This is a genomic window from Blautia caecimuris, assembly GCF_024622975.1.
Taxonomy (GTDB): domain Bacteria; phylum Bacillota; class Clostridia; order Lachnospirales; family Lachnospiraceae; genus Blautia_A; species Blautia_A caecimuris.
Genome location: NZ_JANJZT010000004.1, coordinates 159,801 through 182,832, shown reverse-complemented (window position 1 = coordinate 182,832; position 23,032 = coordinate 159,801). Strand labels below are relative to the sequence as shown.

The 23,032-nt window shown below is 42.6% G+C and carries 23 protein-coding genes and 1 pseudogene; 2 read left to right on the top strand and 22 right to left on the bottom strand.

Annotated elements, in window-relative coordinates:
- Positions 1-77: 77 nt before the first annotated feature.
- The 20 genes and pseudogenes from NSA57_RS04615 to NSA57_RS04520 all read right to left on the bottom strand — a co-directional run.
- Positions 78-974, bottom strand: a pseudogene (locus NSA57_RS04615) (C40 family peptidase); the annotation flags it as partial.
- Positions 971-3,160: a CD3337/EF1877 family mobilome membrane protein gene (locus NSA57_RS04610; protein WP_257464148.1), complete on the bottom strand. Its 2,190-nt coding sequence runs from the start codon at positions 3,158-3,160 to the stop codon at positions 971-973. The pseudogene NSA57_RS04615 and the gene NSA57_RS04610, both read right to left, overlap by 4 nt.
- On the bottom strand, positions 3,160-5,610 hold the full coding sequence (tcpF, locus tag NSA57_RS04605; protein ID WP_257464147.1) for a conjugal transfer ATPase TcpF: 2,451 nt from the start codon (positions 5,608-5,610) through the stop codon (positions 3,160-3,162). Before tcpF ends, NSA57_RS04610 begins: the two co-directional genes overlap by 1 nt.
- Positions 5,597-5,986, bottom strand: a complete 390-nt coding sequence (locus NSA57_RS04600; RefSeq protein WP_257464146.1) for a conjugal transfer protein — start codon at positions 5,984-5,986, stop codon at positions 5,597-5,599. Before NSA57_RS04600 ends, tcpF begins: the two co-directional genes overlap by 14 nt.
- A gap of 161 nt (positions 5,987-6,147) precedes the next feature.
- Positions 6,148-6,651 (bottom strand): antirestriction protein ArdA, encoded by a 504-nt coding sequence (locus tag NSA57_RS04595; RefSeq protein WP_257464145.1) that lies wholly within the window; start codon positions 6,649-6,651, stop codon positions 6,148-6,150.
- A 16-nt stretch (positions 6,652-6,667) separates the two neighbouring features.
- The gene (locus NSA57_RS04590; RefSeq protein WP_257464144.1) at positions 6,668-7,171 is read right to left on the bottom strand and encodes an antirestriction protein ArdA; all 504 of its coding nucleotides are present in this window, start codon (positions 7,169-7,171) and stop codon (positions 6,668-6,670) included.
- Complete coding sequence (locus NSA57_RS04585; RefSeq protein ID WP_257464143.1) at positions 7,132-7,386, bottom strand: conjugal transfer protein; 255 nt, start codon at positions 7,384-7,386, stop codon at positions 7,132-7,134. The genes NSA57_RS04590 and NSA57_RS04585 overlap by 40 nt, the downstream gene beginning before the upstream one ends.
- Positions 7,387-7,480: 94 nt before the next feature.
- Positions 7,481-7,918 (bottom strand): hypothetical protein, encoded by a 438-nt coding sequence (locus tag NSA57_RS04580; RefSeq protein ID WP_257464142.1) that lies wholly within the window; start codon positions 7,916-7,918, stop codon positions 7,481-7,483.
- Between the two features lie 196 nt (positions 7,919-8,114).
- The gene (locus NSA57_RS04575; protein ID WP_257464141.1) at positions 8,115-9,014 is read right to left on the bottom strand and encodes a helix-turn-helix transcriptional regulator; all 900 of its coding nucleotides are present in this window, start codon (positions 9,012-9,014) and stop codon (positions 8,115-8,117) included.
- A 226-nt stretch (positions 9,015-9,240) separates the two neighbouring features.
- The gene (locus tag NSA57_RS04570) at positions 9,241-9,462 is read right to left on the bottom strand and encodes a hypothetical protein (RefSeq protein WP_257464140.1); all 222 of its coding nucleotides are present in this window, start codon (positions 9,460-9,462) and stop codon (positions 9,241-9,243) included.
- Entirely contained in the window at positions 9,463-9,603 is a 141-nt protein-coding gene (locus NSA57_RS04565) for a DUF3789 domain-containing protein (protein ID WP_455550571.1), read from the bottom strand.
- Between the two features lie 3 nt (positions 9,604-9,606).
- Positions 9,607-10,806, bottom strand: a complete 1,200-nt coding sequence (mobT, locus tag NSA57_RS04560; RefSeq protein WP_306814039.1) for a MobT family relaxase — start codon at positions 10,804-10,806, stop codon at positions 9,607-9,609.
- A gap of 200 nt (positions 10,807-11,006) precedes the next feature.
- Entirely contained in the window at positions 11,007-12,401 is a 1,395-nt protein-coding gene (locus NSA57_RS04555; protein WP_257464138.1) for an FtsK/SpoIIIE domain-containing protein, read from the bottom strand.
- Positions 12,402-12,471: 70 nt separating this feature from the next.
- Entirely contained in the window at positions 12,472-12,885 is a 414-nt protein-coding gene (locus tag NSA57_RS04550) for a DUF3795 domain-containing protein (protein WP_257464137.1), read from the bottom strand.
- Positions 12,886-12,964: 79 nt separating this feature from the next.
- Complete coding sequence (locus NSA57_RS04545; protein WP_257464136.1) at positions 12,965-13,351, bottom strand: YdcP family protein; 387 nt, start codon at positions 13,349-13,351, stop codon at positions 12,965-12,967.
- Positions 13,352-13,364: 13 nt separating this feature from the next.
- Positions 13,365-13,688: a YdcP family protein gene (locus NSA57_RS04540; RefSeq protein WP_250781426.1), complete on the bottom strand. Its 324-nt coding sequence runs from the start codon at positions 13,686-13,688 to the stop codon at positions 13,365-13,367.
- A 193-nt stretch (positions 13,689-13,881) separates the two neighbouring features.
- Positions 13,882-14,955, bottom strand: coding sequence for a DNA cytosine methyltransferase (locus NSA57_RS04535; RefSeq protein WP_306814035.1), 1,074 nt, complete (start codon positions 14,953-14,955; stop codon positions 13,882-13,884).
- Positions 14,955-18,002 (bottom strand): SrtB-anchored collagen-binding adhesin, encoded by a 3,048-nt coding sequence (locus NSA57_RS04530; protein ID WP_257464134.1) that lies wholly within the window; start codon positions 18,000-18,002, stop codon positions 14,955-14,957. The genes NSA57_RS04535 and NSA57_RS04530 overlap by 1 nt, the downstream gene beginning before the upstream one ends.
- 265 nt (positions 18,003-18,267) lie before the next feature.
- Positions 18,268-18,825, bottom strand: a complete 558-nt coding sequence (locus NSA57_RS04525; RefSeq protein ID WP_257464133.1) for a hypothetical protein — start codon at positions 18,823-18,825, stop codon at positions 18,268-18,270.
- A gap of 113 nt (positions 18,826-18,938) precedes the next feature.
- Positions 18,939-19,316 carry a TnpV protein gene (locus NSA57_RS04520; protein WP_257464132.1) on the bottom strand — a complete coding sequence of 126 codons (378 nt, stop codon included), beginning with the start codon at positions 19,314-19,316 and terminating at the stop codon, positions 18,939-18,941.
- Positions 19,317-19,472: 156 nt separating this feature from the next.
- On the opposite strand from NSA57_RS04520, the gene NSA57_RS04515 reads away from it, so the two are divergent.
- Positions 19,473-19,643 carry a hypothetical protein gene (locus tag NSA57_RS04515; protein ID WP_004614765.1) on the top strand — a complete coding sequence of 57 codons (171 nt, stop codon included), beginning with the start codon at positions 19,473-19,475 and terminating at the stop codon, positions 19,641-19,643.
- A 54-nt stretch (positions 19,644-19,697) separates the two neighbouring features.
- Here the strand turns inward: NSA57_RS04515 and NSA57_RS04510 are convergent, their stop codons facing one another.
- Positions 19,698-20,624: a S8 family serine peptidase gene (locus NSA57_RS04510; RefSeq protein ID WP_257464131.1), complete on the bottom strand. Its 927-nt coding sequence runs from the start codon at positions 20,622-20,624 to the stop codon at positions 19,698-19,700.
- Positions 20,625-20,786: 162 nt separating this feature from the next.
- Between NSA57_RS04510 and NSA57_RS04505 the strand changes: the two genes are divergently transcribed.
- Entirely contained in the window at positions 20,787-21,605 is an 819-nt protein-coding gene (locus NSA57_RS04505; RefSeq protein WP_257464130.1) for a putative hydro-lyase, read from the top strand.
- A gap of 58 nt (positions 21,606-21,663) precedes the next feature.
- Here the strand turns inward: NSA57_RS04505 and NSA57_RS04500 are convergent, their stop codons facing one another.
- Positions 21,664-22,950 carry a putative ABC transporter permease gene (locus NSA57_RS04500; RefSeq protein WP_022067264.1) on the bottom strand — a complete coding sequence of 429 codons (1,287 nt, stop codon included), beginning with the start codon at positions 22,948-22,950 and terminating at the stop codon, positions 21,664-21,666.
- Positions 22,951-23,032: the final 82 nt, after the last annotated feature.

The window sequence follows — 23,032 nt, the reverse complement described above, 5'->3', positions numbered from 1 at the left end:
TATCTTACGGGGTAGTGCCTTTTTTTTCTGTCCCCCTTTCTTTAATCTACTTCTAACTTTCGTCCCTCTGGACGCACGATACCGACGTGGGTTACATAGCTTCCAGCGTTGTAGGTACTGTGGAAAAAGACCAAATCGCCAGCCTTTGCCTGCGATAGTGGGATATGCTGTGTTGCGTCATACTGCATTTGTGCTGTTCTCGGTAAAGAGATACCAGCCTTGCCATAGCACCACTGCGTCAGTCCAGAACAGTCAAAAGAGGTGTTCGGGTTACTGCCACCATACACATACTTCCAGCCTTGATACTTCAATGCTTCATTCATAATCGCCTGCACGGTGGCATTGTCAAACTGCGTAACGGTTAGATACTGATTTACCAATTCACAATAAAACATATTTCCATAGGCATACCGCCAGCCCCCATTCTTCGCTACGGCGATAGGGTTTGTATAGGTTACTTTCTGACCGCCCGATTTCTCCCTTGCGAAGTTTTCCGCCAGATTGAATGTATGCTTTTTTCCGTTTCCTATCACATAACCAACATAGCCACCGCCATAGTTATAGGACTGTATCACGACATTTATATCGCTGATACCTTGATTTTTGCAGGAAGAAAGCAGGGACGCAAAATACTGACACCCCTGCTTAATGGAACTTTCTGTATCTAAAGAGTTGGGCGGTAGCCCCAGACTTTCAGAACTTTGCATAACGTCTACGGCTGTACCGCCACTTTCCACTTGTATGATTGCCAGCAACACATTGACATACTCGGAAATACCGTTTTCTCTGGCATACTTTTCTACCATAGGCTGATGTTTCAAAACTTCGGCGGATAGGTTCATACCTGCATAATTAGAGGAATAACCGTTGTCCCCGTCGTCGTCCTCGGCACTAATTAGAACCCCAAAGAACAGCACAATCGAAAAGAGGATAGGAAACAGACTGCCAATGATAGCGACATGTCTTAGTTTCATTTCTTCCTTTGTCCTTTCTTAAAGAGGGTTCGTTTGTTCTTCTCGGTATTCTGCTGTGTCTGCTTCTGTGTGGTCGTTGTCTGCGTTTTCGTTATACGGTCAGCTTTATAATTCTGGCGTGTTTCCTGCGATACCGTTTTTTCTACATTCCTACGGCTCGCCTGCGGAGCTTTTACATCAGAACTACCAGAAGATAACGGACGCTCCTTGACAACATTTTTCTTGATAGGTTCATCATTCTTCATGGTTGAAGCTGTGGCAGGGCGTTTGACTTTCTGCTGTTTTTCTACGTTCTGTTTGGTAGCCGTAGCTGGTCTTTCGTGGGGACGGGTAGCTCCGCTTGTCGCTGATCCGTCCGTTTTCTTATCCGCCTGCCTTGCTTCCTGTGCCTTTTGAAGCTCCATACGCTTATCAGCGATATTCTGTCTATGGAGCTGTTGCTTTTCTAATCGTCCAGACTGGCAGTTTTCTTGTTCCTGCACCACGCCACGCTTGAAATCAGACACGCTGGACTTTGCTTTTTCTTTGGCAGAGTGAACCGCATAGGCGGTCTGTGTCGGCATATCTTTTATATTTTCTTTGACAGCGGTTGCCTTATCTTTGACCTTGTTCTTCGTATCAAAGACAGCTCCAACGGCTGAACCAGCCTTACCGCCAAGAGAAGCGTTATTGCTTCGGGTCGGTTGTTTTGGTGTATTGTTCCTTGCTGATGAACCGCCAGACGATACCATAGAGCCAGCCATTGCACCAGCTCCAGTACCGACCAGACTTCCTTTTCCCACAGCCCTAGCTAATCGGTGTTCCATACGCCTAGCTCGATGTCGCATGAACATATACGGACGGCGGAATATTCTGCGTCCCATGCTTTGACTGTCGCCAGCGTTTAAGCTGAACATACTCATTAAATCGCCTAGCTTCATGTAGATACCTGCAAAACACACTATCTGCAAGAACGCCACCATGAAAAACGGATAGTCCGTGGATATGTTGTAAAACATACTGGAAATGCTAAAGGCTACCGTAACAATCAATGTAATACCTGCCCTTGTCATAATGGTATTGAACACACGGACTATGGCTTGTTTCGCCATGCTCTCATAACTCGGTATCATACTTAATAGAAAGCTGATAGGCAGGAACATAGCGAAGATGATAAAAAGTATCTGGCTGAACAACATCATACCCGTAAGCAGAAATACAAATATCGTAATACCTAAGTTGAAGATAAGCAGGAAGAACACCATGCCAAGACGATTGACAACCTGCGGTATCGTCAGATTGTTGTTGTCGTTGTCCTCAATCTCTGTTTTTACAACATTTTCTCTCGTTTCGCCGTCCTCGTCCTCTGGACTTGTCGATACCAGAGCTTCCACACGGTCAGAACCGATTTCTTCTATATCTGAATTTCCAAATTGAAGCAGTAGCCACGGCTGTTGTACTTGTATGGAAAATAGGCTGTCCCTTATCAAGTCCACGCTATCTTTGCCCTTACTGTCGCTGTCGGGAAGCATGATTTTTGTTCCCAAGTCCAGTGAAGCGGTACTTATATCACTGGAAAAGTCATTCACTTTCTTGATGTAGTCGGGAGCGTAGGCAATAAAGGAAGCCGATAAAATGAACACCACTACAAAGTTGATAACAGCGTGTAATGCCTTGCTGGTTTCCCGTTTTATCAGTCCCGTATAGGCAACATAGATACCTACCACTAAGATAATCAGCAGTAGAAATCCCACATAAAATCCCGAAGAAGAAAAGCCGTTTTGCGTAACACCTGCTAAGGTCTGTATGCTTTTACCGATACTGTCTGCCATATCGTTAATGAAATCCAGCTTGTAGGCTTCCTGCACCACATAACCCGTAGCATTAGAAAGATATAGGCTTATCGTCCAGACAAAGTTGGTAATACAGTACAGCCCGTATTGTACGCTTTTTCCAATCCCGTCCAGCCAGTTCCACGGAAGCCACGCCCAGCTATTATCCACATAGAAATCAAGCTGATAATTGCTTAATGGGTATTTAGAATAAAGGTTCTCGGTATTGATTGTGTCGTCCACAAGCCCCGTAGCGTGTGCCACTGTTCCCAAGAGCGAAAGCAGGATAAGGGACAGTGCCACGACAAACAGAGCCATTTTGAGAACGTGAAGTATCTTTTTTCTTGTGAACGCACCTTGTATCCTTTCTTTCATCACTCCACCTCATTTCTCTGTATCGGCGGTCTGGTATCAAAGGCGTGTAAGAGTTCTTCAAAAACGGGGTGTATCTGCACCACGCCCACACGTCCGTATAAATCTTGCAATAGGCATTGTCCGTTTTCCAAATCACGCAATCGCTTCTGGTTGTTCTCGTCCTCTTTGTCAATGGAGAAAAATTCAAGGGTCTGCTTAATCTCGTTGATGTCGGTACTACGGAAAGCGAATTTTAAACCGATATTGTTTTTCAGACTTTCCTTTGACACGTCCCCCGAAGACTGCGTTACAAAATACACGCCTGCCTGCATGGCACGACCAGCACGCACCAGCTTGTTAGAGAGCGTTTCACCTTGTGCCACATTTAAGAACGCCCACGCTTCGTCAAGGTCTACAATCTTGAAAATGCTTCTGTCGGAATGGATAAAATCTAAGGCAAATGTAGATATAACAATCAACATGGAAACAGACAGTAATTCAATGGTCGTGTATTCCTCAAAGGTGGTGTCCTTATCGGGTAACACCAGGTCAGCTACTTGAATGATGTTGAGCTGGTTATCTAAACTGATTGCATTTTCCACCGTACCGTCAGAGAACAGCAGATGTGCGAAATCGTAGTCCGTGAAACTGTCGATATGGTCGGCAATGTTGCATGAAATAGGTGTATCTTCTTTTCTTAATTCCTCAATTACATGGAGCAAGCCCCTTGTTTCGCTTTGGGTAACAGCACGAACTGCCTTACGAAGTACGGGGAACTTCTCGCCGTCCCTAGAGGAAATGCCCGTAAGGAATGTGAGTATGTCGATTGCCAGACTTTCAGCGTCTTTCACATTCTTCATAATCACGAACGGGTCAAGCAGTCCTGCATTTTCTCTGTCGCTGGTAAGGTTGACGATATTGATTTCATGGGCGATTTCTGGCAGGGTTTCTTTCCAATTTCCTCTTTCACTCTTTGGGTCTAAGATTACCGCCTGACCGCCAAACAGCACCGAATAGTAGACAAGCAGATTGTTACAGAACGATTTTCCACCGCCTAACGAACCAACAAAAGCAGAAGCAAGAGCATTTGTAACCGTACCTTTGATACCTTGCGAAGCTAAAGAGGGCTGTAAGTACACATTGCGTCCCGTGTCCACAGAATAGCCGATATAGATACCAGTGTTTTCCCCTAACTGCTGTGTTGCACCGAACCCAAGCCCTGCCAAGAAGTCTGATTTTACATACTGCACATAGTCGTTGATGTATCGCTTACTGGCTGGAAGAAATTCAGAATGTAGCCCTAACATATCCCCAGCAGGTCGCACCAGCTTGACGTTCAAATCGTCGTAAAAGTCCTTGACTTCGTCACAGCGTCTTTTCAGCTCGTCAAGGTCGGGAGCAGATACACGGATAACATAGGACAGCTTATACATACTTTCTTTTGACTGGTCTAAATCTGTTTCCAGCTCGTCCACACTGTCTAATGCGTCCACCACGTTTGAGCTGGTTTCACTGCCAGACTGGTAGGCGTGATTGTCTAAATCTTTCAGCTCTTTTTTCTTGTTGCGAACTGTCGATAATGCTTTTCGGTTTTCCACGATTTCTACATTCATGGACGTATCAACGGGAAAGGTAAACTGCTGTTGCTGGAAGTAGAAGATTTCAGAGGACGGAAAATCCAGTTCCCCGACAATCGCATTGACGGTAAAATAGGAAACGTAGCTTTCGTTGTTCTCATGTTCCAAGCGTAAATGTCGCTGGCTTTCTTCCACAAGGCAACGGGTCGGACGTATCAAGTCATAGTGCTTTATCAATGTTTCTTTTTTCAGCTTCTTCTTTGGTAAGCTGTACTCATAATCTTCATAGGCGATACCGTCCCTGCCGTAGAGATGTTCAATGAGATACCCGAAGTCATTTTTATCTAAGCGTCGCACCTTGAAGCGTCGGCTGATTTTGTTTTCCAACAGCTTTTCCATTTTCAGATAGCGGTTGATTTCATCATTCGGCATAGATACAAAGTCATTCATCAGCGTGTGGTTCACTTCGTGGATAAACTCCTTGAATGTCAACCATGCCGATTTTTTCATGTTCTTCAAATTGAATTGTTCTTCCGTTACCATGAGCTTAAAGCCAAGAAAAAAGCGGTAGTCTACTTGATTGTCCCCAATCATGCTTACCAATGCTTCGGTCTGTTCGTCTATCTTCTGATAGGCAACGTCTTTCAATCGTCCCGTTACCAGTTTCTTTGACTGCTCTTGTATACTTCGGATTGAACTTTCGGTGGCAATCTGCAAGGCGTGTATCTTGCCCTCACGGGACTGTGCAATCAACTGTCGGAAGCTGTCATGCACAATGAATTTCTGTTCAGCGGATAGAAAACTGTAATTGTATGGTATCAGTTCATAATAAGCGAATACCTCATTGTCCTTGTTCCAGACAAGGTTATTGTCGATATATTTAATCGGGAACATAGCTCACACTCCTTACTGCCGTGATATTCTCTTGTAGTACCTGCTTATCCAGTTTCACGGCTTTCCCTGCATAAGTGGTTTTGGGTCGTAGGGCAAAAGTTATCTGTGATTTCAAAAAACTGTACGGCTTCTTGCCGTCAAAAGTCTTTTGCGACATGAACCATGTGAGAGCCACGGGAATACCGAAGTATTTCAAAAATGCTCCCTCAATCATGGAGAACGGCGGTAAGTCCCCAAACAGAATGATGATAAACTCGGTTATCACAAACCATGTAATCTGGGTAAAGGTAACGGGAAAAGGTAAATTAAAGTCATTGATTGCATACAAGACTTTTTCCACGTTCCAGATACCCGTGTAGCTTTTAATCTTTTTCATGTTTTCGTTTCCACTCCTTTCTTCATTCCTGCCGCGTACTTCACGGCACAGTGGTATCTCTTTATGAGATTTCACATAATGGAAAAGGACAGCCGTTTTCAGACTGTCCCTAATCAAAAAAGCTGTCAGAAGCAACAATCCTTGTCGCTGATCTTCCAGCTTTAATATGGTATCTCGCAGATACCACGGCTTGTTGTGATGAAATAACCGCCCATATCCAAATCTCTGCCGTATGCTTCATAGTCAATATAATTCTGCAACTGTGGGGGGATTTCCCCCAACGACTGCAACTCGTCAATGTAATAGTAGGCAATATCGGTCATATCGTCGCAATCTGGATAATAATAAATATCATCTTTATGTTCTACAACTTCTTCCAGCGTCCCATAATGGCTGATAAATTCGTCCAGTGCGTCCGTGATATAATCAGGCAGTTCTTCAATCAGTTCAAACATTTCATTTAGTTCTTCAATAGAAATATATTCGCCAATCTCAATGGGGAAGTTATCGGTATCATGGATTGCGTATTCTTCATAGCGTTCATTCAAACCGATACGCTCTTTTACGTCGTCCTCGTCAATAGGGAAAGAGAACCAGTCGCCCACCAGATACCCCTCGTTGTATTTCCCAAGATTAGCGATATAAACTCTCATATCATCAATCATAGGCAGACCTCATTTCTTACAGCGGTATTTCATAAATACCGTGTTCTGTTTCCAAGAAACGCCCGTTTTCCTGCAAATGATTAGCGTATGCTTCATAATCAAAGTAGTAGGTCTGGCAATCTTCAGATAAGTTCTGGAACGCAGGACTTGTCGCCAGTTTGAAACGGGCAACGTCAATCATGCTTTTACAGTCTGGATAACAGATAACCACATATCTGTAATTATAGAGTTCTTCCAGATTTTCATAGTAAGTCAAAAGCTGTTTGTATTCTGCCTTGATATAGTCGGGCAAACGCTGATACATGAGATTTAATTCATTCAGTTGATAAATGCTGGTATGTTCGTGTACGTCATCAGCATACGGCAGTACCTTTTCAATAATGCGGTAGTCCCTGCTTTCTGCTCCAACGCCCAGCAGTTCCTCAAACTTTGCAATGTCTATGGGCAAATCAAACCAGTAGGAGCGAAATTCCCCATTGATTAAGTGGGTCGTTTCCACCAGAATCTGTTCTTCCTGCATTGTTCCTCACGTCCTTTCTGCTGTTCCATAACAGTACTTAATGTCTGGTAACTTGTACCAAACACATATTTTGAAAAATCTTCTAATTGTTTCTGTGGATAGTCGGCAAGGTTCAGTCGCTTCATTTCATGCCAAATCACACGCTTATGATGTAGCAAGTCTGAAATGTAAGTACAGCCGATCCTTGCCTGCATATCTGAAAATATATCTTTCAAGTAATCACTCCAATCTTAAATTTAAGTATCAAAAAAGCAGTCAATCCTAAGACTAACTGCTTTGTGTGTGGATATGAAGTTATTAAACCGAAAGTTATCGCTCTGACATATATTTCTGTATTTCATCAGAGGTCAATTTTCTTATCTGCGTATTTGCATATTCTCTGTATTCTTCAATAATAAAAACTGGCTTCATATCTTTGCAAATTTTTCCTTTGTTCTTTTTTAGATATAACTGTAAGTCTTCGATGTTCGCAAAGATTTTGTATGAAAGTCTGCCGTTTTCACTTTTCAGTTCATAAATACCACATGGCTTTTTCATACTATAATCAGCAGTACGCAAATATAATTTTGCAATTTCTAACGATTTAAAAGGAAAATTCCACCGTTGTAATCCACGTTTAGGGTCATGTTCAATGCAAATGCACCGCCCACAAGTTCCACAAATGTATTGTATATGATTTTCTAAACAATCCAATGGATTTAAGAGTGGTGTTATTCTGTTTTTATCAACATAACATTCCATACACATTTCAATTTCACTCCTTTTGCAACTTCTGATTTTCCGCTTTCTTCATATCCACATTATATCAGCTCTATTTGAGCCAAGCAATGTAATTCATCATGCCGTTGTTTTTATCCGTGTACCATTCCGTTACCCCCTTTCATTCCTCCTTAGCCCATTCCCAAAGGGGGATATGAAATTATTAAACTGAGATTTATAGCTATCAATCCGCTGGTAGTGCTGGAACAGCTATCCTTGCTCCTGTACTTGTATCTGCACCAAAATTAAAACTTGGAGCCATATCATATGCATGTTTATAACCATATATGGCAGGATTATATTTTCCTATCGCTGTATATGTGCTTTCAATCGCCTTGCAAAAGTCCTCTTCATTCTCGTATGGTTCACTTTGAAAATAAAGCATGATACATTCTGGAAGTTCTACTACTTTATATGCTTTCGGAAGTTCTTTGTCATAATCTAATGGCACTTCAACGCCTGCTGCTATCTTTGAAAAACCAATTTCAACTAATTTGTCTGGTAATTCAATTAAAGCAGCAGATTCAAATTTTTCTGCAATACTATTTAGCAGTCCTTCCCATTCACAGCCTACTTCCTCGCAATACGAAAAATAATCTTGTGCATGGTGTGACGGGAGATAAATTAACTTTCTTCTTTCGCGTTCTTTGGCAGTAATCATACAAAAACTTAAATCATTACCCATAAATAATTCCTCCTTATGTTTAAGCAAAGCATAATAGTGACTAATCGGATATTGTATGAATAGTGGAATAGCAATCTTTTTTTCACGATATACAGAGGGCATGATATGAAATCTTTTACAAAAGGAGCGCGAAAACCCCTCATGTGTTTCATAATGACTGTTCAATGCGACTTCTAAAATTGTTTTTTTTGTATTCAGTAATTCATTTGCACTTTCCGTTAAACAAACTGCATTAACATATTCTTGTAGTGTTTTGTTCAGATATTTCTTGAAAAGCCTGTCAACTTGTCGCCTTGAATATCCAATCATAGAACAAACATCATTTGTATTGAAATTATCATCTTTATGATGTATGCGTATATAGTCCTGTATTTTCTGCACCGTTTCTATTTCTCTCATTCAGTCATATCCACCTCTAATATACATAATGAACATTGTGTTTATCTTGATTTATTTAGACAAATTCAAATCAATTTTCGATTTCTTCATTTCCACATTATATCAGTTCTGTTTGAGCCAAGCAATGAAATTCATCACGCCGGTACCATTCCGTTACCCCCTTAGCCCACTCCCAAAGGGGGAAAGGTATGTTTGCGTGACCGCAAACAGTGATGAAAGAGTACGGCTATGCTCCGATAATATTATTGAACAGTTCTAAGAGAACATCTTTGACACCGCCTGCATTAAATACCAATCCAACGGCAACTAAGGCAACCACCAAGAAGCCGATAAGTTTTGAAAACTCACGCTTGAACCCCAAGTAAATACCAATCACGACGATTGCCATAAGCACTAAAGACTGTGCATTGCTTAAAAACCAGTTGTATAAATTTTGTCCGAAATTCATTTAATTTTCCTCGCTTTCTTTTAATTCAATCATTTGTCGGTCAGCTTCCTTTCCGACACTCATAATACACATCAGAACCACGCCGATACCCATGCCAAGTGATACCAGCAGTAAGTCCTTAATCAATTCCCACATCATCATCAATCACTCCTTTTCTTGTTCTATCAGTTCGTCCACCGAAGCCGTCTGTTGCTTCACTATCTGCTTATGTTTATCCGTCAGCTTTGCCTGCTGTTCTATGGTTTTGAGATAGTCCGTCTGATTGCCTGCGTCTATCTGTTTCAGCATTTTCAAGGTCGGTGCAACCTGCCTTTGTAGCCAGTTTAGCGTTCGTTGCAGAGTATAAGGCTCTGGCTTTGTCGTCAGCTTCACGGGTGGTCGTCCCTCGCCAATAAACCAAGACCAACGGGCGTTAGTTTTCCAATCGCTTTTTCGCTTGCCTACTTCCTTATCGGCAAAGCGGATATACTGGTTGATAATAGAAAATGCCGTCAGTTCTGCGTCATAGTGGGTCAGCAGTTCTCTCACGGCATAGTAGGCACGTTCATTTTTCAAACGTATCTCAAATCGGTTTTTAATGGGGACTTCCTCAATGGGTATTCCTAACTTTGAAGATTGTTCATAATTCTTTTCATAGACACAGAAGTACACCTCACTGGTAAATGAACCAATGTAAAGCGTATGTCCCATGCCGTCCTTGTTGGCTTCGTTGTGCTTTACCAGCTCCCCAGAACCATAGTTCTTGAAGCTACGGAATTTAGAAATACATTCCTCATTCTTGCATTTCTCTATCAGTTCTGGAATATCCAGCAAGCCCGTTCTGTCATTGATTGCAAGGTCAAGGCGTTTCATCACACCGCCCTCAACCAGTGCGTCCATGAAGAAGTCATACCAGCTTCGTTCCTGTGCCAGCAGGTAGCTTTCAAACTGGCGACAGCCTTTGCCTTTCAGTTCCAATAGGACACCTTTTTCTTTGTCTTGTGAAGTATAAACGAACACGTCCCCGATATAGTAATGCTCGGTGTACTTGTAATGTCCGAAATCTTCGTGAAGCATATAGCTGATGTTCAGCTTTAATATGTCTTTGATAACGTGCTGTATATCCAGCGTGGGAAATCGGATACGCACATAATCAAAGAGCAGAAACATAGGAGCGTCGGGATTGAACCTTTCCACAGCGTCCAGTAATTTATGCTTCATATCTTCGGTCAGTGTTACCTTGCCAGCTTCGATACGGCTAAGATGTTCACGGCTGATACCAGCCATGAGTGCAAGCCTTGTCTGCGATACGCCGTAGTCACTGCGTTTGGCTTTCAAGGCGTTGAGAAAATCAGTATCATTCAGTTGTCATACCCCCAATCGTGACATTTTTAGGATTTTGTGATAATTTCAAGCGATTATCACAAACGGTTGAAAACAGAGAAAACCCTGATAACTAAAGGACTTCCCAAGGTTTTTGAACCAGTTTCCAGCGTAATTGTGCCCCTCTGTTAGATATGAGGGGCTAATGTCTGCTGGCGTGGCTGACGCCACACCAGCAACGGCTAGTCCGTCCCGTCGCCTTTCGCTTCGCACGTCGCCGTTCCGTCCTGCCTTGCGTATGCCAGTGAGCCGATTGTCTGTAAGAAATCATGCCCTTTAGGGACAAGGGGAGTGTAAAACTCACTGATTACACTTGTTCCTACATCACAGTAGCCACGTCCTTTGATACGCTTTTGGAAAAACTGCTTTTTCACATCTGAACCAAAGAGCATACCGTACCCAAGTTCACTGATACGACCAAGCCCCACACGGAAGTTGAAATTGTCCCTTATCCCGTCTGAAAAATATTTTGCGTCTGGTCTTTGACAAGCGACAATCAAAAAGTAGCCTGCTTGTCGTCCCAACATCACGATTTTCTTTAGCTGGCTAAGTAGGCTCATGCTTTCCTTTGTTGCCAGCATTTCAAAAAACGCCACATATTCATCAAAGATAAGGAAGCAGGGCGGTAGTCCTAAGTAGGCGTAGTTTTCGCCCGTCTTGTACTTCGGGTGCTGTTTCATTTCTTCGCTTCGTGCCACCATGCCGTCATAAAAAGCATTGACGCAATCAATCATTTCTTCTTTGGTGTGATACACATTCGGCATAACCGTTCCCAAGTCGGCAAGGTCAGCGTTCTTCGGGTCTAAGATGTAAAGCTCGGCGTTGGTCTGCAACAGAGCTTCAATGAGTGTCAGCAGAAAATACGTCTTACCGCCACCAGTCCCACCAGCTATCAGAGCGTGAGGGAGTGCGTCATATTCCCAGACAAGATTTTTCATCAGTCTAAGACAGCCGTTTTCTGCCTTGACTTCCTCAATGGAAATGCGGTTCGCTATCATATCGTAAAGCATGGTGTATTCAATATATCCGTCATGCAAGGTCTTGTCGGTCAGCTCGCAGTACAAACCGCTTTCCAGCTTATCCTCTAACCGCAAGAGCTGGTCTTGATACTTTCCTAGTGTGATTTCACAGCGGATATGAAGCAGTCCCGTATTCATCTGATAATAGATTTTCGGAAACCAGACGATTTTTTCCCTTGATCTGCCTTGCAGGTCAGTGAAAAACCCGCTGTCCTTGACGGTATCGGCTTCATACCACTTATTTTCCAGTATCATTCGTGCCAGCTTTTGACGGTGCAATAACTGTTTGAAACGGTCATAGCAGAAGCGGTAATACAGAAAAGCGACCAATGCACAAACACCAGTCGCTATCAGTATGGTTATGAAGTTGTAGGTAGAAAGCGTCAGCCCGTTATCCAATAGGCTGAACTGTTCCCAATCGGCACGCACGAGCTGTTTTATATTCAGTAGCAGGATAACTGCTACGAACAAAAGCAGAAGCGTACTCAATGAAAAACGATAAACAAGGGTCTTGTCGCTGGCTCTGATACACTTTCCCTTATATTTCAGTAGGTTCATAAATGCTCCTTTCTTTGCATGGAAAAAGCGGTCAATCGTTAAAGACTAACCGCAATTATATGAAGTATGATTATTCCATTTTTTCTTGACATTCGCTACACTCTCTATCATGGATTGAAATGATACCGCCACATTTAGAACAAGTGTATTTTTCTTTCTGTTTTTCCATAAAGATTTCTAAACCATGCTGTCGTACAGTATTGCTGTTTTCCATAAGGCTTGCTTGATACCTTTTGTTATAACTTTTTTCAAGATTTTTAATCAATTTACAAGGATAATCGGAACATTCAAAACAGTAAGATAGTCCCTTATCTTTGATACAGTCCTTTATTTTACATTTACGGCAATGCTCAGGTTTTCCTTTATCGCTATTCAAACAACCTGCACATGGTTTTTTATGGTAGCAATGCTTGTAGCAGACAAGACAATTCATTCCACAAGGAGCAAACATAGAAGTATCAATATTTTCTTTTGGCATTTTCATAATGAGCTACTCCTTTCTTTTTATATCTACATTATATCAACTCCATATATCCGCTACAATGAAAATCTAATTCATTAACTTATTTCTTCGGCTGTCCCTGCGGATTGTTGTTCTGTGGATTTCCTGCTGGCTGGTTGCCTTTGTTCTTCAAGATAATATCGTCAGCCTTGATATACCAGTCCACATCAGCCCCTCTAAAGTTGGCGTTTGCTACTGTATCGGCTACGGGATTGATAAGCTCCACTTCGGCATTGTAGGGATAGTCCTTGACCGCCACATCAGCAGGAATAGACACTTGTATCATACGTTCCTGCACACTGCATTTAAGGTCATAGGTTCTGCGTTTGATTTCTTCGCTTGTCGTCCCGTCCTCATTTTCCATACGAACTTCATGTCTAAGGGCAGAGAACTTCAACATGCCGAATGTCTTTTCTTTGTCTAATACAATTCCATTTGCTAATCTCATAATGAATACCCCCTTATTTACTTTCCACTGGCAACATATCATCAGCCAGTAAGATATAGTTTGTAAAGCCACGCCCACGGATATTGTAGCCCTCTGCGGTAATGCGTGGGTTAATGAGCTTGATTTTCTGCTCTGGCTTAAAGTGCTTTTCGCCAGCTTTGGCAGGAATGGTTACGATAATATCATCAGCTCTTTGTACGTCGGAATACAAGTTGTAGCTTCTTGATACGGGTGTATAGCGTCCGTTCATGCGTTGCTGTTCCACCTTGCTTTCGCCTGCAAATTCCAAATTGCCGAATGTCTTTTCCATGTTCGGCACAACATATTTTAATTCCATAGTGTTTTACCTCATTTCTTTCTTTGAATTTTATTTAGTGAGAGAGATTTTGGTGAGCTACACTCCCCAAGCCCCTTGTGTACTGTTTTTTCTCATCATTCCATAAATGGATTGACGAAAAAAGAACAGTTTCAATGTTGAGTTTTCAGTCTGCGATAAAGGTAGGTGGAGAACGTGATTTATCTGACATCAGTTATTCCTCACTTTCCTTAACGACTTCGGCTATGCCTGCCATGATATGCTCGGCACATGGCAAGGCAATCGCATTTCCTAATGCTCTACATCTTGAATGGTCGCTGTTTAGCTGTCCTGTATTAGAAAAGGCTGTCCAATTATCTGGAAGCCCCATAAGACGCTCACATTCTACCGGTGTCAGATAGCGGATATAGCCGTCTTTTTCTTCGCCCTCATACCAGAATGCAATGATATGAACAACACCGGCTAATAAAGTGGGAAAAGGGTCATCTGCCCGTCCGAAAGCTCTGATGAAGGCTTCTTGGTCCCGACTTTTTTCTGCTCCTCGGATACGTCTTTCTTCAAAGGGGGAGAGGACTGGTATTTTCCCCCTTGCTTTATTAGTAGATATTCGATTGCTTCGGGAAGCTGGCATTGTGAACGCTCCGCCAGACGCAGAAAGTAATTGCAGTTGATGGGCTTTAAGTAATATTTCTGTGGAACGCTGTCCTCTAAAATCTGCCACGAGAAAGATGCGTTTTCTTCGTTGTACGAGGGTGGGTTCTCCCCAATATTGGGCGTCCATGAGCCGCCAGCAGACATCAGCCGTTCCCCCTCTAACCATACCGGCTCCTGCCCATTTTCGAGAAGGAGGCATTGGTACTTCGGTGTCTGTGAACGACTCCAGCACGGCTCTAAAGTCCAGCCTGTCATTTGAAGAAAACGCTCCTCTGACGTTCTCCCAAACAGCGATAACTGGATATTTGCCATTTGTTGCACACCTCATTTCTTTTATAATGCGGATTGCATGATGAAACAGACTGGATTTTGAACCAGTCAGTCCCTCACGTGTTCCTATTGTAGATAAATTTTGACATGGCGAACCAAAGGTAATGATATGGACGGGTGGTATTTCAGCACCATGCAGTTTCGTAATATCCCCTAAATGCTTCATGTCGGGGAAATGTTTCTTTGTAATGGAAATCGGTACTTTTTCAATCTCGCTCGCCCATAATGGAGTAATGCCATATTTAGAAGCAGCCAGTGGAAATACACCTATTCCGTCAAACAGACTTCCTAATGTGAGCGCCATTATTTACACCCTTTTCTTTTTTTCAGAATGTAAGTTCCGATAATGCCACCTGCAGAAGTAATCAACATCACGATAAATGCCATAAGATTAGTGCTGTCGCCCGTTTTTGGACTGTCCGTTCTGGTTGGCGTATCGGGTGTCGTTGGTGTTTCTGGTTTCTCTGGTTCTTCGGGAACTTCTGGCACTTCCTTGATTGTTACCGTCTGTCCCTTGTCCTCAATGTCCTTGTGTTCTGCCACCTTGACGGGTTCTTCTGGATTGCTTACATCATACAATTCTTCAAAGGTTACAAGCTGTTTTCCGCCAAGCTCGGAAGCGTCGAATGTAAAGGCAATCTGTACTTCCATGTTTTCACTGTCAGCGGTAAAGGTATAGTCATTTTCTACACGTTTTCCATTGATGATAAGCTCCGCATTTTCTTCTTGTAACATCTGCCAGCCTACAAGCTGATACTGTGTGCCAACTTCTAAGCCCTCTAAGGTAACGGTATCAACAATCGTTACATCTTTGTCGGCTTCGATTTCTTTCTTGCCGTCCTCAAAAGTAGCTGTCGTATGTATCTTGATGATACGCTCGGTAATCAATACCGTTTGTCCGTCGTCCTCAATGTCCTTGTGTTCTGCTACTTTGACGGGTTCTTTTGGATTGCTGAAATCGTACAATTCTTCAAAAGTTACAAGGTTCTTGCCACCTAAGGCAGACGCATTGAATGTATAGGCAATCTCTACTTTCATTGTTTCATCATCAGCAATAAAGGTATAGTCGTTCTCTACACGCTTGCCGTCAATGATAAGTTCGGCGTTTTCGTCCTTAATCATTTGCCAGCCTTTTAACTGATATTTTGTACCTTTCACAAGCCCGTCTAATTTGACGGTATCAATGATTGTTACCTCTTTGCCTGCAATGATTGACTTTTCGCCGTCCTTGCTGGTTGCTGTGGTATGGATTGAGATTTCTTTTTCGTATTCGTCGGTCAATGTTCCCAAATCAACGGTTACTTTGTTTCTGGAAATCACAATCTCAAACGGTGGAATAAGTGTAAAGCCCTTGTTGCTGTCAGAGCGTAATTCTTCAATGATGTAGGTATCGTATAATAACGCACCCTTGCTGTCGTCTGGTTCAGAAGTCCCAAACCATACGCCGTCCTCACTGGTCTTGCCCTCGTTGGTATTGTGTTTGTGGGAAGCCCAGTCAGAAGAAGTAGAGAACTGCCCGTTGTCGTCCGTTACGACAATATGGCTTTCGCCCGTCGTCTTGCTTGTGATCCTAAAGGGAACATCAGCAAGACGCTTGTGTGTACCTGCTCCAATCTTCACGCCCTCTAAATCGCCACGTTTAATCTGATTGTAGACAGAGTGGGCTTCGTCGGTTAAATCTACGATTTTTCCATTCTCTGTGATTGTAAACTCAATCGCTTTTGCACCGTCAGTTAGGTAGCCCTCTGGTGCTTCGCTTTCTTCGATACGGTATTTTCCATGTGGCAGTAAATCAGCAGAAGTAGAAGCCACGCCCTCAATATCCGTATGAATGGTTTTTACGACTTCATTTTTCTTGTATAGCTTGCCCTCAACCAATACGGCATTGTCATTTAGAGAAATGATTTCAAAGGCAGTATCTTTCAAAGTAGCTCCGCCTTGTGCTTTGGTATCTTTCGTTTCTAAATCACGTTTTTGGATTTTGACACCGCCACGGATAACCTTGTCTGATACATGGAACTGATTGCTTCCAGTCAGTACGGCAAGGTCACCGTCCTCGGTAATCTGTGTTAAATACATTCCCTTGATTTGTTCCTCACTGCCGTTTGCCTGCATATATGCACCGTCTAACAAATAGCCGTCTGGTGCTTTGACTTCCTCTACGGTCAATGTTCCAAGTGGAAGTACGGCGTTACCGTCCTGCATATAGAAGCTGTCGCCAGCGACTTTGTAAGCGTCAGCTAAACGGGTAACGTAATGGATTGTACCGTCGCTGTCCTTTTCAGCGATTGTCTTTGTCGTCCATGTACGAGTAGGTTCAGCAGGAAGATTATTCTTGTTATAGTAGCCAGCGTAATACTTCCATGTGAACTCTGCACCCTCTAAAGTAGCGTTGCCCTGCGGATTGCTTTTCTGTGTTTCCATATCAATTTTGAAAAGCTCAATCAAGGTATCGGTTACTTTTGGTGTATCAGCTACTTTCAAAGTGGCTGTTTTACCAACTTCAACCTTTAAGGAATACACGGTATTATCTACCTTGTAACCAGTTGGTGCGGATAATTCCTTGATATAGACTGTGCCTGCCTTGACTTCTACGGTTTCGGTATTGCCGTTGCTATCTGTCGTAAAGGTGGCAAGCTGGTTTGTGCAGTCCTTATCAGAGAAGACACCATACGTCGCACCAGCAATACTGTAATTTCCGTTGCCGTCTGTAATGCTGGTGTTGGTGGAACTCTTTTGTAGGGTAGCGTTACCTACATTAAGGTTCGCCCAGAACTGTCCCAATTCCTGCCCCTCGCCAGAGTAGATATAACCGCCACATTCATAGCGTCCTTTATTTGCTTTGACAAAGGCTTTTGCTCCTGCGAATACTTCGTCCTGCGTTGCCTTTGGGATTTCATCATAGGAAGCTCGCACATTATCACACTGCCAGCCAAGATGTACGCTCAATCTTTGCCAGACAACCAACTGTCTTAAAAGGTAAGCGTGATTACTACTTATTCCGCTGTGACTGGCTGTGTATTGTTTGACATATTCAATGGATAAGGCAACATCAGCTATCTGGTCGGCACTCATACGTGTGCCTGCGTCAGCTCTTGTCTTATATCCGTTTCTAAAGTCGGTATTGATGTCAATACAGTATGCGTCCTCGCCCTCAACGGTCAAATGTCCCTCGTTAAAGGTTGAACCGATAGAACCGTCATTCATTACTTTTTCAACGATACCGACACGCTCTGCACTTTCTGTCCAGTATTGCTTGCTTTCTGCATGAACAGCAGTACTCGGCAAGGCGGTAACGATAGTTGCAAAGGCTAGGAAGCCCGTACATAATCGCTTGAATATCTTTTTCATAATTCTTAATGCTCCTTTCATTTTGGGTAATAAAATAGCCGTCCACTAGGAACGGCTGGAAATAGAAAAGGAACGTCATTTTAGGCGTTCCATAATCTATCAATCATTCAATTTTTTCTTGTTTCAATACTGATGTGCTGTACCTTATCTTTGCAAATCTAGGGAATAGGACGTATCAAGGCTCATTCATTCGTAGTAAAATCGTAGTAATTTGATGTTTTTATTCCCTTGTAAATGCTGATAGATACTGTGTTTTAAGGGATAATCAGATTTTTAGTGGTTTTTTAATAAAAAAAATATGTTTTCCATCCACCATATGAATAAGATGCTGGTTCAACAAATTCATAATTTTTTTATACCATATAGGCATTTTTTCTTGATAATAACTAACATCTATCTGCGAACCATATGGATTAGAAACATGTAATAAACCACCACATTTTTCATAAATTTTTATTGCATCCTCTTTTGTTAAATAATCTTCATTAATAGTTATCCATTCTTCTACTTCTTTTGTATAATCAGATTTTACAGGTTCTGGATAAAATTTAAAATTTAGCCTTTCTAAATCTCTAAAAATATACCTTGCATTCCAATTAGAAGAAAATTTCGCACTGTATTCCTCATACAATTCTTTATTAGCAATTAAATTGCCCATAGCAATATGTTCAATTATCTTTCTTATTTGCAATGTCATAAACTCAATATTAGTTATTGGAAATAATGTTGTTTTTTCTTTCAACGCAATAGTTCTTATCGCTTCCGTTCTCTTTTTCACATACCACATTTCTTGAAGATATAAATTTAATCCATTTTCTTCCACTTCTTTTACCTCCCCACGTCTAATTTGTCTCTTTAACATAATTATACATCAATCCCCAACATAGTAAAGAAAAAGCAAGCCTTTTCAGACTTGCTTTCGTTATACACCTTTTCTTATTGATAGATTATCTCTTTATCTACAATCTCCCTCGCACACGCTTGTATATTATTCATTCTTCCTACCCATTCCAAGACATTTTCCACCTTTAGCTGTTCTGTAATGCCTTGTGCCTGTTTCATCTGTTCTACAAGTCTTTCAAAGCGTTCCTGTGCCTGTTCTTCTATATCAGCCAAATAACCATTCAGCCTGCCGCTTGTAAGCATATTCAGATATAGCAATCTGCGGTATTCCTTCAAATACCGCAAATGTCTTTGTCCCCATACACCGACAACCCTTTGTTCTTCTTCCTTCGGTAAGGTAAGAGCAGGGATAAGATAATCCCCATGTCTGATATAAGTACCGCCCATCTCTTCAAAAATTGTTTTCTTCATTGTCTGTTCTACCTTTCTTATCGTTCTCTATTCATAGATTTTCTTTACGACCGTTCCAATTTTACAGTAACAATAATTATTCAATTTTCAGTTCACATTGCCCCTCTCGAAGAAGTATGATAGAATAATTCTATTAAATTGAATCGGAGGTGCCACATGGCTATCAGTTCCAACAATATTCAGGTCTATACTACTTTGTCCAAAGAACTGGTTGCTGAGATTGATAAGGATGCGAAAGCGAACTATCGTACACGTTCCCAGCAGATTAACATGATCCTGACCGAGTATTATAAGACCCAAATGACAACCAAACATGAATCCGAGTAAAGCACTGAATCGCCTGAAAACACAGGAAATATCAGTGTTTTCTTATGTTTTCCCTTAATTATAAGGTTCATGCGAGCCATAATTATTCCCAAAGCTGATATTAACAGCCATTGGTCTTCCAAGCTCTGCCGCCTGCCGGACCAGATAATCAACTCCCTGCATCAGCTCTGCTGTTCTTGGAAAAGAATTCTCTCCGGGCATTCCCATTTTTACGGCAATAATATCACTGGTATAAGCCACTCCCCGGTTCACACCTCCGGAAGCTCTGCCATTTCCTGCCGCAATTCCGAGAACAGAGGTTCCATGACCGCTGAAGTCCTGTTCCCGAACAATTTGTTTTCCTTCTGCCCCGGAAAGTCTCAATGCCCTGTCGATATCTGTTTTTGTATATTCCACTCCTGCTGCATATCCCTCCGGGGGATCTTCTCCGGGCTTTGCCAGAAGACTCTGATCCCATAACCTCAGGATCCTGCTTGTGCCGTCTTTATTGCAAAAATCAGGATGCTGCCAGTCCACCCCGGAGTCCACGATTCCCACAAGCACTCCCTGCCCGGAAAGCCCCTGTTGATTCTCCGTAATATTACCGATTGTCTGTCCGGGTACATCGCCCACTGTGTTTCCTGTCTGCACAGCTCCCGGAAAATATCCCTCCTGAACCGGGCGGATGCAGGCGGCATCCAGCGCCTGGTTCACCTGAAAATACAACCGCTTTGGAATCTCTACAAACTCTATCTGTGGTCTTGATGCAAACTCCTGAATCTCTTCTTCCGGAAGATTCACCACTGCATATCCACCCAAAAGAGGCACTGTCCGGATTCTTTCTCCTGACAATGCCTCTGCATCACCACTATATTTTACTATGATATCCCAGTTTCCGGACCGTTCTTCGTATCCGATATTCAAATTCCCTGACTTTTTCCGTTCCTCTTCTGTAGAATCTAAGGCGAGATTTAAAAGATTATCAAGCTTCTGGTCTGCCATAACTGCCGCCTTCTGCTGCTTTCTTTTTATTTTATGCACCAATCTTTTATTAATATACCTGACTTATCCACATCAACACTCCCTGACAACACAGGATTGCATTTTCCATTATTTTCCTGTATAGTATTTTTATACATTAACGTAAAAAAGGAGGACTCTTTTATGGCATTTGATATTACACCATATATAGATATGGCCCCCTCACAAGTCCGCAGTCTGATCAGACAGGGTAAAATTGATTTTCCCACAGCCGGAATGTGCAGGGGTTATGCCCAGGCAAATCTTGTTATTCTGCCGCCGGAGTATGCAGCAGATTTTGAAGAATTTACAGCAAAAAATCCCTTTCCCTGTCCGGTTCTGGAAATCATCAAAGGCACTCCTGAAACTCACGACATGGGAGAAGGCGGAAATATCTGCACAGATATCCCCAGATACCGCATTTATGAAAACGGAGTATTTACAAAGGAAATCACTGATGCATCTCAATACTGGAAAGAAGGATATGTCGGCTTTCTGATCGGCTGTTCCTTCTCTTTTGAGGAGGCGCTGATCCGTGAAGGAATCGAAGTCCGCCACATTGCGCAGGGGCGGAATGTCCCCATGTTTAAAACCAGTATCCAGACTGTCCCTGTCGGACCTTTTTCCGGGCCTATGGTATGCTCCATGCGTCCAATGACTCCGGAAAATGCAAAGAAAGCCTATGAGATCACTGAAAAAATGCCAAATGTTCATAGCGCCCCTGTACAAATGGGAGATCCGGAAGCAATCGGCGTTACCGATATCATGAACCCGGACTACGGAGAGGCTGTAGATATCTACCCGGGAGAGATTCCTGTGTTCTGGCCCTGCGGTGTCACACCTCAGGCAGCTGTTGAAAATGCAAAGCCGCCCATTGTTATCACTCACGCGCCAGGCCATATGTTTATCACTGACATTTCCAATGCCACTCTGAATGAATATCTGGAAAAGAAAAAGAAATAAAGCTGCCAAAAAAGCCCTTTCATGTCTGCATTTCTGCCGACACAAAAGGGCTTTTATCCTACCTGAATTTAATATTCGGATAAACCTTTTCCATATAAGGATCCGGGAACCAGTCATCCATCAGCTCTCCCACAGCATTTTTTGCCGGAAGGCCATCATGTCTTTTGGAATACCGATCAAGAGCCAGTCCGGACAGTGCTATATTTACGCTCATAAAAAAAACCATGATCATACATAAAGGCTTTCCAATCCGTACCGGAATTTTTTCAATCCATCTGGACAAAAACGGATAAATACCCTTCATCCAGATAATAGCTGCAAATCCCCAGAAAAAACAATACAGAAGATTGATCCTTCCGCCCAGATTAAAGGGAATTTTACTGTAATCCCAGAATACAGTTCCAAACACAATTTCTGTAAACACACTGCAGATGTACTCATAGGCGCCGCCGAGAATCGTCCCGCAAAGAAACAGCCTTCTGTCACTTTGTTCCCTGTATCTGTACAAGATCCAGGTAAGCATGGCGCAGCCAAGTCCCCATACAATACTGAACGGCCCAAATACCACACTGCTGCGGCTCATCCATCTTCCCATGGAAAAACGACAGAAAACAGTCTCTGTAATATCTCCGAGAAAGGCTCCGATAAAAAACAGGCAGGCCAGTTTATAGAAACCACATCCGGAAGCAAAGACATCCTCCTTTTCTTCCTTCTCAAGATTGGGATACGCTTTGATCATACGCGCCTGAAGCCGTCTGGTCATGGTATTTTCAAGAAGCTTTGAAGTACGTCCAAGGCCTTCTCTGATCTGATCGATCCGACCGTTTTTCTTTTTCAGCCCCCAGACAGCAATCACTGTTCCAATAAAATCTACAATAAGCAGGCCAAAAAGCACCCACAGGATAATTTCTCCCCAGAGCTTTGGAATCAGTCCCACAAGTCCGGTAAATACAGGGTTCAGCACATAAATCATAAGAACGGTACAAATTCCCCAGAGAACCGAGGTTTTCAGGCATACATATCCTCCCAGATTGAATTTCTGGTCTGAATAATCCCACCATTTTTTATGAAGGCTCATCTCCATAATACGGCCTGTCACATATTCCACAAAGGTATTGACTACCATTCCGCCCAAAAACAGAAAAAGCGGATTTCCTTTAAGCTCCGGAAAGAATACAGCCACCACAGCAGCTCCCAGACCATAGATCGGACAAAAAGGACCGCTGACTGCCCCTCTGTTTACAAAACGATGCCTCTTTACTGCTGCCACTGCAACTTCTCCGCACCAGCCTATAAATGAATAGATCATGTACAGCCAGAGCAGTTGATAAAACGAATAGACCATGGTTGTCTCCTTTTCTGCAAATTCCCTTTTCAGTTAGGGAACATTGTATTTCATATGGAGAATCCTGTCAAGTTTTGTCGAA

Coding starts and splice junctions, on each gene's coding strand:
- NSA57_RS04535 (WP_306814035.1), bottom strand. CDS start 14,955: ATGGCGCTCACATTAGGAAGTCTGTTTGACGGAATAGGTGTATTTCCA.
- NSA57_RS04550 (WP_257464137.1), bottom strand. CDS start 12,885: ATGAAAATGCCAAAAGAAAATATTGATACTTCTATGTTTGCTCCTTGT.
- NSA57_RS04565 (WP_455550571.1), bottom strand. CDS start 9,603: ATGATGATGTGGGAATTGATTAAGGACTTACTGCTGGTATCACTTGGC.
- NSA57_RS04520 (WP_257464132.1), bottom strand. CDS start 19,316: ATGAAGAAAACAATTTTTGAAGAGATGGGCGGTACTTATATCAGACAT.
- NSA57_RS04595 (WP_257464145.1), bottom strand. CDS start 6,651: ATGATTGATGATATGAGAGTTTATATCGCTAATCTTGGGAAATACAAC.
- NSA57_RS04590 (WP_257464144.1), bottom strand. CDS start 7,171: ATGCAGGAAGAACAGATTCTGGTGGAAACGACCCACTTAATCAATGGG.
- NSA57_RS04600 (WP_257464146.1), bottom strand. CDS start 5,986: ATGAAAAAGATTAAAAGCTACACGGGTATCTGGAACGTGGAAAAAGTC.
- NSA57_RS04580 (WP_257464142.1), bottom strand. CDS start 7,918: ATGTGTATGGAATGTTATGTTGATAAAAACAGAATAACACCACTCTTA.
- NSA57_RS04510 (WP_257464131.1), bottom strand. CDS start 20,624: ATGGCAGACCAGAAGCTTGATAATCTTTTAAATCTCGCCTTAGATTCT.
- NSA57_RS04610 (WP_257464148.1), bottom strand. CDS start 3,160: ATGAAAGAAAGGATACAAGGTGCGTTCACAAGAAAAAAGATACTTCAC.
- NSA57_RS04500 (WP_022067264.1), bottom strand. CDS start 22,950: ATGGTCTATTCGTTTTATCAACTGCTCTGGCTGTACATGATCTATTCA.
- NSA57_RS04555 (WP_257464138.1), bottom strand. CDS start 12,401: ATGAACCTACTGAAATATAAGGGAAAGTGTATCAGAGCCAGCGACAAG.
- NSA57_RS04505 (WP_257464130.1), top strand. CDS start 20,787: ATGGCATTTGATATTACACCATATATAGATATGGCCCCCTCACAAGTC.
- NSA57_RS04570 (WP_257464140.1), bottom strand. CDS start 9,462: ATGAATTTCGGACAAAATTTATACAACTGGTTTTTAAGCAATGCACAG.
- NSA57_RS04530 (WP_257464134.1), bottom strand. CDS start 18,002: ATGAAAAAGATATTCAAGCGATTATGTACGGGCTTCCTAGCCTTTGCA.
- NSA57_RS04575 (WP_257464141.1), bottom strand. CDS start 9,014: ATGAGAGAAATAGAAACGGTGCAGAAAATACAGGACTATATACGCATA.
- NSA57_RS04540 (WP_250781426.1), bottom strand. CDS start 13,688: ATGGAATTAAAATATGTTGTGCCGAACATGGAAAAGACATTCGGCAAT.
- NSA57_RS04515 (WP_004614765.1), top strand. CDS start 19,473: ATGGCTATCAGTTCCAACAATATTCAGGTCTATACTACTTTGTCCAAA.
- tcpF (WP_257464147.1), bottom strand. CDS start 5,610: ATGTTCCCGATTAAATATATCGACAATAACCTTGTCTGGAACAAGGAC.
- NSA57_RS04545 (WP_257464136.1), bottom strand. CDS start 13,351: ATGAGATTAGCAAATGGAATTGTATTAGACAAAGAAAAGACATTCGGC.